This window comes from Pseudomonas stagnisoli (assembly GCF_048595745.1).
GTDB lineage: Bacteria > Pseudomonadota > Gammaproteobacteria > Pseudomonadales > Pseudomonadaceae > Aquipseudomonas > Aquipseudomonas alcaligenes_A.
In genome coordinates this window covers 4268307-4279808 of sequence record NZ_CP184361.1, presented here as the reverse complement: position 1 = coordinate 4279808, position 11502 = coordinate 4268307, and the positions used below count along the sequence as shown (strand labels likewise).

General features: G+C 66.3%; 13 protein-coding genes. 8 read left to right on the top strand and 5 right to left on the bottom strand.

Annotated features, from left to right (window positions below):
* Positions 1-28: 28 nt before the first annotated feature.
* The 3 genes from ACOAPY_RS20480 to ACOAPY_RS20470 form a co-directional block, all read right to left on the bottom strand.
* Positions 29-340 carry a hypothetical protein gene (locus tag ACOAPY_RS20480; RefSeq protein ID WP_465154537.1) on the bottom strand — a complete coding sequence of 104 codons (312 nt, stop codon included), beginning with the start codon at positions 338-340 and terminating at the stop codon, positions 29-31.
* A gap of 101 nt (positions 341-441) precedes the next feature.
* Positions 442-1668: an acyl-CoA dehydrogenase family protein gene (locus ACOAPY_RS20475; protein ID WP_465154536.1), complete on the bottom strand. Its 1227-nt coding sequence runs from the start codon at positions 1666-1668 to the stop codon at positions 442-444.
* The gene (locus ACOAPY_RS20470; protein ID WP_465154535.1) at positions 1658-2632 is read right to left on the bottom strand and encodes an aliphatic sulfonate ABC transporter substrate-binding protein; all 975 of its coding nucleotides are present in this window, start codon (positions 2630-2632) and stop codon (positions 1658-1660) included. The genes ACOAPY_RS20475 and ACOAPY_RS20470 overlap by 11 nt, the downstream gene beginning before the upstream one ends.
* Before the next feature lie 343 nt (positions 2633-2975).
* On the opposite strand from ACOAPY_RS20470, the gene ACOAPY_RS20465 reads away from it, so the two are divergent.
* The 4 genes from ACOAPY_RS20465 (at position 2976) to ACOAPY_RS20450 (ending at position 6954) form a co-directional block, all read left to right on the top strand.
* Positions 2976-4310 carry an OprD family porin gene (locus ACOAPY_RS20465; RefSeq protein ID WP_465154534.1) on the top strand — a complete coding sequence of 445 codons (1335 nt, stop codon included), beginning with the start codon at positions 2976-2978 and terminating at the stop codon, positions 4308-4310.
* 78 nt (positions 4311-4388) lie between these two features.
* Complete coding sequence (locus tag ACOAPY_RS20460; protein ID WP_465154533.1) at positions 4389-5378, top strand: aliphatic sulfonate ABC transporter substrate-binding protein; 990 nt, start codon at positions 4389-4391, stop codon at positions 5376-5378.
* A 6-nt stretch (positions 5379-5384) separates the two neighbouring features.
* A complete protein-coding gene (locus ACOAPY_RS20455; RefSeq protein ID WP_465154532.1) occupies positions 5385-6233 on the top strand; it encodes an ABC transporter permease in 849 nt (282 codons plus the stop codon).
* Between the two features lies 1 nt (position 6234).
* Positions 6235-6954, top strand: a complete 720-nt coding sequence (locus ACOAPY_RS20450) for an ABC transporter ATP-binding protein (protein WP_280001173.1) — start codon at positions 6235-6237, stop codon at positions 6952-6954.
* A 49-nt stretch (positions 6955-7003) separates the two neighbouring features.
* Here the strand turns inward: ACOAPY_RS20450 and ACOAPY_RS20445 are convergent, their stop codons facing one another.
* The gene (locus tag ACOAPY_RS20445; RefSeq protein WP_465154531.1) at positions 7004-7624 is read right to left on the bottom strand and encodes a LysE family translocator; all 621 of its coding nucleotides are present in this window, start codon (positions 7622-7624) and stop codon (positions 7004-7006) included.
* A gap of 33 nt (positions 7625-7657) precedes the next feature.
* On the opposite strand from ACOAPY_RS20445, the gene ACOAPY_RS20440 reads away from it, so the two are divergent.
* Positions 7658-7858, top strand: a complete 201-nt coding sequence (locus tag ACOAPY_RS20440) for a hypothetical protein (RefSeq protein ID WP_465154530.1) — start codon at positions 7658-7660, stop codon at positions 7856-7858.
* A 69-nt stretch (positions 7859-7927) separates the two neighbouring features.
* Here ACOAPY_RS20440 and ACOAPY_RS20435 read toward each other — a convergent pair whose 3' ends face one another.
* Positions 7928-8923: a sulfate ABC transporter substrate-binding protein gene (locus ACOAPY_RS20435; protein ID WP_280054907.1), complete on the bottom strand. Its 996-nt coding sequence runs from the start codon at positions 8921-8923 to the stop codon at positions 7928-7930.
* Between the two features lie 205 nt (positions 8924-9128).
* Here ACOAPY_RS20435 and ACOAPY_RS20430 point away from each other — a divergent pair, with 205 nt between their 5' ends.
* The 3 genes from ACOAPY_RS20430 to ACOAPY_RS20420 all read left to right on the top strand — a co-directional run bounded on the left by ACOAPY_RS20430 (position 9129) and on the right by ACOAPY_RS20420 (position 11443).
* Complete coding sequence (locus ACOAPY_RS20430) at positions 9129-9767, top strand: peroxiredoxin (RefSeq protein WP_465154529.1); 639 nt, start codon at positions 9129-9131, stop codon at positions 9765-9767.
* A gap of 9 nt (positions 9768-9776) precedes the next feature.
* Positions 9777-10370 carry an NADPH-dependent FMN reductase gene (gene ssuE, locus ACOAPY_RS20425; RefSeq protein ID WP_076427198.1) on the top strand — a complete coding sequence of 198 codons (594 nt, stop codon included), beginning with the start codon at positions 9777-9779 and terminating at the stop codon, positions 10368-10370.
* Between the two features lie 104 nt (positions 10371-10474).
* Positions 10475-11443 (top strand): sulfonate ABC transporter substrate-binding protein, encoded by a 969-nt coding sequence (locus ACOAPY_RS20420; protein ID WP_465154528.1) that lies wholly within the window; start codon positions 10475-10477, stop codon positions 11441-11443.
* The last annotated feature ends 59 nt before the right edge of the window (positions 11444-11502 follow it).

Below are 11502 nucleotides of genomic sequence, written 5' to 3'. Positions count from 1 at the left end.
CCCCGTGGCGGCGCCACGGGGTTCCGGTTTAGCGAGCCATGCCGCGCGGCAGTCGGCTGCGTCCCGGCAGCTGCGCCAGGCGCTGCTGCCACTCGCCGCGCGCTACCCGTACGGTGCGCTGGCTGGCAGCGGCCTCGGCCTGCGCGGCCTTCTCCGCCTTGGCGGCCGCCCGCAGCTCGGCCAGGCTCGGGGTCTTGCGCACGGGCTCGTTGACCTTCTTGTCGGCAGAGCGCAGGCAGAGCTTGCACGACACCTCGGCCAGGTCCTGGCTACCGTTCAGGTTCGCGCCCGCGCGCCCGCATGCAACGTTCTCTGGCGCGGTGAAGTAGTGGGTGACCAATCGAGTGACTCCTGCTTTTTTCGGGCGCGGGATTCTACACAGTCACTCGGAAAAGTCTGCCCCCGGCGCGGACAAAATGCCGCCGCGCCCGGCTTGCGCGTTCAGGAGTACAGCGACGGCGTCGGCGCCACGCCGCGGGTCAGCCACTGGCCGATGTCACGCACTTTGTAGTCCAGCGGATCATGCAGGCTGTGCACCCGGACATTGCGCCAGAAGCGGTCGAAGCCATAGTGCGAAGCGGTAGCGCGCGCGCCCATGGCCTCAAACACCTGACTGGTGATTTCCAGCGCCGCGCGGGCCGAGGCTACCCTTGCCTCGGCAATCAGCAACGCCAGTTCGCCCCGTTCCGCCGCGCCCAGGGCGGGCTTTTCCCAGGCCCGCTGCAGGCGCTCGGCAGCGTTCTCGGCCAGCAGCAGGGCGCTACGGTAGAGCAGCCAGAGCTCGCCGAAACGTTTCTGGATAAAGGGATCCTCGACCGCTGCCTCGACCTCTGCGCCGGCCCAGGGCCGCGCCTGTTCGCGCACGTAGCGCAGGGCGCCGTCCAGGGCGGCCTGGGCGTTGCCCAGGTAGAGCTGGGTGAGGATCAGCTGCGACACGCACACCCGCAGACTGCTGCGCGGGCTGTGGCCGCCGGAGAGCAGCAGCTCGTCGCGGTCGACGAAGACATTCTCGAACTGCACCGTGCCGCTGTCGGTCTGGCGCTGGCCGAAGGCATCCCAGTCGTCGTTGATCGCCAGGCCCTCACGCTGCGCCGGCAGCACCAGGAACACCCGATCGCTGGCGCTGCCAGCGCGCGGCGCGCTGACCACCAGCGCGTCGGCGCCGAGGGCGCCGGAGCAGAACGACTTGCGCCCGTTGAGCTCGAAGTGTTCTTCGCGCGCCTGCAGCTGCAGGCCGAGGTCGCGGCCATTGCTGGCGTTGCCCCAGAACCAGCGCTCGCGCGCCGCTCGGCCCAGCCAGTGGCGCTGCTGCTCGGCGCTGCCGTGCAGCAGGACGGTGGCCACCTGCAGGTGGTTGAAGGCGAACAGGTGGGCCAGCGAACTGTCGGCGGCTGCTAGGTGGCGGACGATACGGTAGATCTCCGGCCAGGGCCGTTCCGCGCCATCGAAACGCTGCGGGATGGCCAGGTTCAGCAGGCCGCTGTCGCGGATCAGCTCGCGCTCGGCACGCGCATGGCCGCCACGGCGGTCGCGTTCCACCGCGCTCTCGGCCAGCTTGCGCGCCAGGCGCTCGACCTTGACGGTGAGGTTGCCGAAGTCGGCGGGGAACAGCCGCGCATCCAGCAGCGGCTCAGCCTGCGGGTGCAGATGGCGGGCTTCACTGGACATGCTCGGCCTCCGGCTGCCAGGTGGCCACGGCGCGGGTGTCGACGACCCTGGGCAACAGGCCCTCGGCGAAGAAGGCATCGGCGATCTTCTGTTGCTCGCCCAGGCCGTCCGGCTCCACCGGACGCACCTGGTAGCTGCGCCGGCCGTTGGCCTGCTCGACGATGGCCGGGTCGAGGTTGCCCCACAGCGGGCCGAGAATCCGCGCCGCCTCGGCCGGGTTGGCGCGCAGCCAGTCGCCGGCCTTGGCCAGTTCGCTGTACACGGTCTGCAGCACCTCGGGATGTTCGGCGGCGAAGCGGCTACTGGTCAGGTAGTAGCGCTGGTAGCTGGCCAGACCCTGGCTGCCCTCCAGGGTGCGGGTCGGCAGCTGGCGCTGGGCGGCGCTGAGGAAGGGTTCCCAGATCACCCAGGCGTCGACCTTGCCGTTCTCGAAGGCGGCGCGGCCGTCGGCCGGGGTCAGGTAGGCCGGCTGGATGTCGCTGAACTTCAGGTTGGCCTTGGCCAGTGCGGCGATCAGCAGGTAGTGGGCGCCGGCGGCCTTGGTTACCGCCACCTTCTTGCCCTTGAGGTCGGCCAGGCTGCGCAGCGGTGAGCCGTCCTGCACCAGGATCGCCTGGGCGGCCGGCGAGGGGGTCTCGCGGGCGAAGTAGGCCAGTTGCGCGCCGGCGGCCTGGGCGAACACCGGCACGGTGTCGGCGACATCGGCGGACAGGTCGATATTGCCGACGTTGAGTGCCTCGAGCAGCGGCTGGCCGCTGGCGAACTCGTGCCAGCTGACGCGGATGTCCTGGTCGGCCAGGGCTTGTTCCAGGGTGCCCTGACTCTTCAGCAGGCTGATCAGGGTGGAGGACTTCTGGTAGCCGATGCGCAGCGGGGTGTCGGCCTGGGCGGGCAGGGCGGCGAGCAGGCCGAGGCTCAGGCCAAGGCCGAGCATGCTGCGGCGGGAGAAGGGAAAGCGGGACATGACGGACCTCGTGGTGGGGCGTCCCGGCCAGGCGAGGCGGCGGAACACGGGACTCTTCGGGTGAAGGCAGGAAGTCCGGTGGTCCGGTGGCTTTCAAGCTAAGCGATCTAAAAAGTAGCGCTCAAATACTTTTTGATCATTAGCTTATGCGCAGTACTGAATTCTTCTTTTATTCTTTTTAGTTTTATAAAAGTGAAAAACAATTCTTTTTAGGGATTAACAAAATCCCCTAGATTGGCCGCCAAGCCGTCAGCGGACCACCGCACCGAGCCCGATCAATCAGGGGCTCCCCGCCAACCCGGGCCCCAGCACTAGACCAAGAACAGCATCTGGAGCATCGAGCATGAACAAGTCCACCCTGGCCCTGGCCGTCGCCCTCGGCGTGATCGCCCAGCAGGCGTCCGCCGCCGGTTTCATCGAAGACAGCAAGGCCACCCTCGGCCTGCGCAATTTCTATTACGACCTGAACACCAAGAACACTGCCGATGACCGCAGCGCCGCCAATGAATGGGGCCAGGGCTTCCTTTTCAATTACACCTCCGGCTTCACCGAGGGTACCGTCGGTTTCGGCGTGGACGCGGTCGGCCTGGTTGGCCTCAAGCTCGATGCCGGTGGCGATGGAGACGTGAGTGACAGCCGCAAGCCTGGCCAACTGTTCCCGTTGGACAGCGATGGCAAGGCCGTAGACGACTACAGTAAGGCAGGCGTTACTGCCAAGGCGCGCCTGTCAAAGACCGAGGCCCGCCTCGGTACCCTGCAGCCGAAGCTGCCAGTGGTGACTTTCAACGACGGTCGTCTGCTGCCGCAGCTGTTCGAGGGTGGCCAGGTCACTTCCAACGAGATCGACAACCTGACCCTCACTGCCGGTCAGCTGGAGCACACCAAGACTCGCTCGTCTACTGACGATATCTCCCTGCGTATCGCTGGTGCCACTGCAGTGCGAGGCGTTCAGGCCGACAGCAACAAGTTCTACTACGGTGGTGCCGACTACAAGATCAGCAAGGACCTGTTGGCTCAGTACTACTACGGCAACCTGGAAGACTTCTACAAACAGCACTTCCTCGGCCTGACCCATAGCTGGGCGATCGGTCCGGGTGCGCTGAAGACCGACCTGCGTTACTTCCGCAGCGATTCCGATGGCAAGAACGGCAGCGTTGCCGGGCGAGCTGAAGGCTACCTGGCTCAGGGCGAGATCAATGCCGCCAACCGGGTGACTGGCGTCGAGGTGGATAACAATACTTGGAGCGCTCTTTTTACCTACACCCTCGGGGGCCATGCACTGAGCGCAGGCTACCAGCAGGTCTCGGGCGACAGCGCCTTCCCGTTCCTCAATCAGGGTGACGGCTCCACTGCCTACCTGATCACCGACCGCCAGATCGGCAAGTTCCTCTCCGCCGGCGAGCGTACCTGGCTGGCCGAATATGCCTACGACTTCACCCAGGTCGGCGTACCGGGCCTGAAGGCCACCGCCACCTACCTGTCAGGCGACAACATCGATGCTGTCGGCGGTGATCGCAAGGAATGGGAGCGCGACTTCCGCCTCGACTACGTGCTGCAGGAAGGCGCGCTCAAGGGCCTCGGTTTCTCTTGGCGAAACGCCTCACTGCGTGGCAACACCACCGCAACCGACGTCGATGAAAACCGCCTGATCGTCAGCTACACCCTGTCTCTCCTCTGACCGGCCAGGCTTCACCTTTCTCCTGACCCGGCCGCCATCGGCCGGGAAGGTCTCACCCAGAGTCCAGGGAGATTCCCCATGAAAAGCTTCAAACCCCGCTATCTGCTCGCCGCCCTGCTGGCCGCCACCTTGCCGCTGGGCACGCAGGCTGCCGCGCCCAAGGAAGTCCGCCTCGACTATGCCTACTACGCGCCGACCAGCCTGGTGCTGAAAGACCAGGGCATCCTGGAAAAACGCCTGGCCGCCGAGGGCATCGCCGTTAAGTGGGTGTTCAGCCAGGGCAGCAACCGCTCCCTCGAATACCTCAATGGCGGCAGCATCGACTTCGCCTCCACCGCCGGCCTGGCCGCCGTGCTCAGCCGTGCCAACGGCAGCCCGGTGAAGACCGTGTACATCGCCAGCCGCCCGGAATGGACCGCTCTGGCCGTGCCCAAGGATTCGCCAATCAAGACCCTGGCCGACCTCAAGGGCAAGAAGGTCGCCGCCACCAAGGGCACCGACCCCTACCTGTTCCTCCTGCGCAGCCTGAACACCGCCGGCCTGGGCAAGGGCGACGTGGAGATCGTCCACCTGCAGCACCCGGATGGCCGCGTGGCCCTGGAGCGCGGCGACGTGGATGCCTGGGCCGGTCTCGATCCACACCTGGCCGCCAGCCAGCTGCAGGCCGGCTCGCGCCTGCTCTATCGCAACGTCGAGTTCAACAGCTACGGCGTGCTCAACGTCAGCGACAAGTTCCTCAAGGATCAGCCGCAGCTGATCGGCAAGGTCATCGCCGCGTACGAAGAGGCGCGCCAGTGGACCCTCGCCCATCCGCAACAGACTGCCGAGCTGCTGGCCAGGGAGGCCAAGCTGCCGCTGGAAGTGGCCAAGCTGCAACTGTCGCGTACCGACTTCAGCAACCCGCAGCCGGGTGCCGAGCACGTCGCCGCGCTGAAGGCCGCCGCGCCGATCCTGCTCGACGAGCAGCTGGTGCGCCCGGGTACCGACGTGGCCGCGGTGGTCGACCAGCTGATCAGCCCGCAGCTGGCCGCCGGTGTGATCGGCCAGCCGGTGGCCAAGACGGAGTAGTGAGCCATGCCCGGTAGCAGTCTGCTCGCCACCCTGCTGGCCGTTCGCGCGACGGTGTCGCGTGAGCGTTCACCCGCTGTCCGGCGCCTCTATGCAGGTAACTGGCGTGGGCTGGCGCTGCCGCTGGCGTTGCTGGCGCTGCTGGAAGCGCTGGTGCGCCTGGACTGGATACCGGCGCATCAGTTGCCGGCGCCCAGCCAGGTCGGCCAGACCCTCTGGTGGCTGGCCGCCGGCGGCGAGCTGTGGGGGCATATCGGCGTCAGCCTGGCGCGGGTCGCTGCCGGCTTCGCCATCGGCGCGGCGCTGGCCGTGCTGATCGGTGCCTGGGTCGGCCTCAGCCGGCGCGCCGAGAGCTACCTGGAACCTACCTTCCAGGCCCTGCGCGCCATCCCCAGCCTGGCCTGGGTGCCCTTGCTGCTGCTCTGGCTGGGCATCGACGAGACGCCCAAGGTGGTGCTGATCGCCCTGGGCGCCTTCTTCCCGGTGTACCTGGCACTGCTCGCCGGTATCCGCAACGTCGACCGCAAGCTGGTCGAGGTCGGTCGCCTGCATCGCCTGTCCGGCGTCGCGCTGACCCGGCGCATCCTCCTGCCGGCGGCGCTGCCGAGCCTGTTCACCGGGCTGCGCGGGGCGCTCAGCCTGAGCTGGATGTTCCTCGTCGCCGCCGAACTGATCGCCGCCACCCAGGGCCTCGGCTATCTGCTCAGCGACGGCCGCGAGACTTCGCGTCCGGACCTGGTGATCGCCGCCATCCTCCTGCTCGCCGTACTCGGCAAGCTCAGCGACGGCCTGCTCAAGCAGCTGGAAACCCGCGCGCTGCACTGGCGCGACAGCTTCGTCGGCGGGGAGGGCTGAGATGAGTGCATTGCTGGAACTGCGCGGCATCCACAAGGCCTTCGCCGGCCAGCGCGTGCTGGAAGACGTCGACCTGAGCCTGGCGCCGGGCGAGATCGTCAGCCTGCTCGGCCCCAGCGGCTGCGGCAAGAGTACCCTGCTGCGCATCGCCGCCGGCCTCGACCAGGATTTCACCGGCGGTCTGGCGCATAACCCGTTGCTCGATTTCGGCGGTGGCACGGGCATCGGCGTGGTGTTTCAGGAGCCACGGCTGATGCCCTGGCTGAATGTGGCGCAGAACGTTGGTTTCGCCGCCGGTAGTGGCGCCGACGCCGAGTGGATCGAGCAACTGCTGGAGGATGTCGGCCTCGCCGGCCAGGGCAGCAAGCTGCCCAAGCAGCTCTCCGGCGGTATGGCCCAGCGCGTGGCCATCGCCCGCGGCCTGTACCAGCGCCCGCAGGTGCTGCTGCTGGACGAGCCGTTCAGCGCGGTGGACGCCTTCACCCGCATGAAGCTGCAGGACCTGGTGGTGGGCCTGGCGGACCGCTATGGCATCGCCCTGCTGCTGGTCACCCACGATCTCGACGAGGCCTTCTATCTCAGCGACCGGGTGTTGATCCTCGGCGGCAGCCCCAGTCGCATCCAGCGTGAACTGGCCGTGCCGCTGCCCCACCCGCGCGACCGCCGCGCGGTGGAGCTGGCCTACCTGCGCGGCGAGGCACTGACCGAGCTGACGTTGTAAACGAACCTCAAGGTGGAAGCATTTCCGGGCCCTACGGCCCGGTTTTTTTTTAGCTGCGCTGCAACGACGAGGCTGCCAGGCCCAACCCCAGGGCGACCAGCACACCGCCGATGGCGCGCTCGATCAAGTGCCGGCTGCGGGCGACGAGGCCGCGTGCCGCTTCCGAGGACAAGCCATAGGCCACCAGAGCGAACCAGAACAGGTGGGCGGCGGACATGAACAGGCCGTAGCCGAGCTGGGTCAGGGTGGCGGTGTCCGGGCTGATCACCTGGGTGAACAGAGCGACCACGAACAGCGTGGTCTTGGGGTTCAGCGCGTTGGTCAGGAAGCCAATGCGCAGCGCCTGCCAGTCGCTAAGCTGCGGCGCGGCGACTACCTGCTGCGGATCGAGCTTGCGGCTGCGCAGCATGCTGATGCCGAGCCAGATCAGGTAGGCGGCGCCGGCAAACTTGACCAGGTTGAACAGCAGGATCGACTGCGAGATCAGCAGGCCGATGCCGAGCATCGAGTAGGTCACGTGCACCAGCACGCCGAGGCTGATGCCCAGCGCCGTGAGCAGACCGGCGCGGCGCGAGAGGAACATGCTGTTGCGGCTGACCATGGCGAAGTCGGCGCCGGGGCTGATCACCGCGAGCAGGGTAATGGTGATGACCGAGACGAGTTCGAGCATGGCGCAGTCCGTTTTCCTGATGGGCTGCTCAAGATGGGGGTAGATTCGCCATCCTGCAAGCCGTCAGCTCTGCGCCAGCGAGCGCAGATATCAGGCGCCGGCCTCGTCGGCCGGAAAGAAGGTCTCCAGCGCCAGCTCGGCCACATCTTCGTCATCGGCCAGGCGCTGCTGGTGCTGCTGTTTTTCGAGCCGGAACTGATGGGCCTGAAACGCTCCGAGCCGGTGGTGTCATGAATGCAGCGGCGGACGGGGTGAGAGTCCCTCACCCCCTTCCCCTCTCCCAGGGGGAGAGGGGGGACGCGGTCACTGCGCGGTGTAGATCTGGTCGAACACGCCGCCATCGTTGAAGTGGGTCTTCTGGATGCTCGGCCAGTCGCCGAAGGTCTGGTTCACGTTGAAGAAGGTGACCTTGGGGAAGCGGTCGGCGAACTCGGCGAGGATCTTCTCGTTGCGCGGGCGCAGGTAGTTGTTGGCGGCGATGCGCTGGCCCTCCTCCGACCACAGGTACTTCAGGTAGGCCTCGGCTTCGGCGCGGGTGCCCTTCTTGTCCACCACCTTGTCGACCACCGCCACCGGCGGCTCGGCCTCGGCGGAAACGCTCGGGTAGACCACTTCGAAGCTGCCGCGGCCGAACTCGCGGGCGATCATCTCGGCCTCGTTCTCGAAGGTCACCAGCACATCGCCGATCTGGTTCTGGATGAAGGTGGTGGTGGCGGCGCGGCCGCCGGTATCCAGCACCGGCGCCTGCTTGAACAGCTTGCCGACGAAGGCCTTGGCCTTGCCCTCGTCACCGCCATTCTGCAGCACGTAGCCCCAGGCGGAGAGGTAGGTGTAGCGACCGTTGCCCGAGGTCTTGGGGTTGGGGACCACCACCTGCACGCCGTCCTTGAGCAGGTCCGGCCAATCCTGCAGGGCCTTGGGGTTGCCCTTGCGCACGATGAACACGGTGGCGGAGGTGAAGGGCGCACTGTTGTCCGGCAGACGCGCGGCCCAGTCCCGCGGCACCAGGCCGCCGTGGTCGGCGAGGGCGTTGATGTCGGTGGCCATGTTCATGGTGATCACATCGGCGGCCAGGCCGTCGATCACCGCCCTTGCCTGCTTGCTCGAACCGCCGTGGGACATTTGGATCTGCAGCGGTTGGCCGCCTTCGGCCTGCCAGTGCTTCTGGAAGGCGGCGTTGTAGTCCTTGTAGAAGTCGCGCATCACGTCGTAGGAGACGTTGAGCAGAGTTGCCGCCTGGGCGGAAGTGGCCAGGGCGAAGCTGGCGGCTAGCAGGGAGAGGGGCAGTAGGCGTTTCATCGGACGTCCTTGGATTCGGATAACGCCGCCGACTATAGAAGCGGATTTTTATTCTTTGAAAGAATAATTGATTAGATGCTTATGTTTTTTTGTTGGGACCCTCATATCTCTTTATGGAATAAATAAATCGTTATTTATTCTTTTTATTCCATTTCGTTCCTGAGCATAGTGAGCCCCACGCAACGAACCTCTGAGGAGCAACACCATGAGCATCCGTCTGGGCGACATCGCCCCCGATTTCGAGCAGGACTCCAGCGAAGGCCGCATCCGTTTCCACGACTGGCTGGGTGACAGCTGGGGCGTGCTGTTCTCCCACCCGGCCGATTTCACTCCGGTGTGCACCACCGAGCTGGGTTTCACCGCCAAGCTGAAGGACGACTTCGCCCAGCGCGGCGTCAAGGTCATCGCCCTTTCCGTGGACCCGGTGGACTCGCACCTGAAGTGGATCGATGACATCAACGAAACGCAGAACACCCGCGTCAACTTCCCGATCATCGCCGACGCCGACCGCAAGGTTTCCGGCCTGTATGACCTGATCCACCCCAACGCCAACGATACCCTGACCGTGCGTTCGCTGTTCATCATCGATCCGAACAAGAAGGTGCGCCTGATCATCACCTACCCGGCCAGCACCGGGCGCAACTTCCACGAGATCCAGCGCGTCATCGACTCGCTGCAGCTGACCGACCAGCACAAGGTCGCCACCCCGGCCAACTGGCAGGACGGCGACGAGGTGGTGATCGTGCCGTCGCTCAAGGATGAGGCGGAAATCGCCCAGCGTTTCCCCAGGGGCTATCGTGCGGTGAAACCCTACCTGCGTCTGACCCCGCAGCCGAACCGCTGAGGGGCCGCCATGCACGTGGTTCTGTTGTCCGGCAGCCCCTCAGCGCGCTCGCGCACCGAGCTGCTGCTGGAGTACGCCCGCCAGCACCTGCAGGGTCACGGCCTGGAAGTCAGCCTGCTGCGCGTGCGTGATTTTCCGGCCGAGGCCCTGCTGCACGCCGACTTCACCAGCCCCGCCGTGCAGCAGCTGCAGGCCGCGGTGGCCAGCGCCGACGGCCTGGTGGTGGCGACGCCGGTGTACAAGGCGTCGTTCACCGGCGCGCTCAAGGTACTGCTCGACCTGCTGCCGGAGCGCGCCCTGGCGCACAAGGCGGTGTTGCCTTTGGCCAGCGGCGGCAGCCCGGCCCACCTGCTGGCCGTGGATTACGCGCTGAAGCCGGTGCTGGCCGCGCTCAAGGCCCAGGAAATGCTCCCCGGCGTGTTCGCCGTGGACAAGCAGATCGCCTATGCGGAAGGGGACCTCCCCGCCCGCATCGACGACGAATTGCGCGAGCGTCTCGACGAGTCGCTGGACCAGCTGCTCGCCGCCCTGGCGCGCCGCCCCCGGCCGATCGACCCGCAGCTGTTGAACGACCGGCTGGTGAACGCCCGCTGGAGCATCTGAATTGACGCGGGTGAAACCCGCGATACATGCAACAACCTTCCTTACTCCCCCGCCAACGGGCGAGCAGGTCGACACCTAAATCACGAATTGCAAAGGAGAGCGCCATGCGCACTATCACTTTGCGTCGGAGCCTGGTCGCCCTGTTTGCTGCGGCCATTTCCTTCGGCGCCATCACTCAAGCTCAGGCCGAGACCCTGCGAATCGGCTATCAGAAATACGGCACCCTGGTGCTGCTCAAGGCCAAGGGCTCGCTGGAGAAGCGCCTGGCCGAGCAGGGCATCGAGGTGCAGTGGACCGAGTTCCCTGGCGGCCCGCAGCTGCTCGAGGGACTGAACGTTGGCTCGATCGACTTCGGCACCACCGGCGAGGCCCCGCCGATATTTGCCCAGGCCGCCGGCGCCGACCTGCTCTACGTGGCCCATGAGCCGCCTGCACCGCGTAGCGAGGCGATCCTGCTGCCCAAGAATTCGCCGATTCAGTCGGTGAGTGAGCTGAAGGGCAAGAAGATCGCCCTGAACAAGGGCTCCAACGTGCATTACCTGCTGGTACGTGCCCTGGAAGACGCCGGTCTGAAGTACAGCGATATCCAGCCCGTGTACCTGCCGCCGGCCGATGCGCGCGCCGCCTTCGAGCGTGGCAGCGTCGATGCCTGGGTGATCTGGGACCCCTTCCAGGCCGCCGCCGAGCAGCAGCTGCAGGCGCGCACCCTGCGCAACGGCGAAGGCCTGGTGGCCAACCACCAGTTCTATCTGGCCGCCAGGCCTTACGCCGAGAAGCACCCGGAAGTGGTCAGCGTGCTGGTCGAGGAAATCCGTGGCATTGGCGAGTGGACCCGCGCCAACAGCGCCGAGGCAACCGCCCAGGTGGCACCGCTGCTGGGCCTGGCCCCGGAAATCACCCGCACGGCGGTGGAGCGCCAGGCCTACGGTGCGCAGTTGATCACTCCGGCTGTGGTCGAGGCGCAGCAGAAGATCGCCGACACCTTCAGCGACCTCAAGCTGATTCCCAAGCGCCTGAGCATCAAGGACGTGATCTGGACTCCTCCGGCTTCGGCCAAGGTGGCCCAGCAGTGACATGACCCCCTCTCCCTCCGGGAGAGGGTGGCCCTAAGGGCCGGGTGAGGGGATGGCGC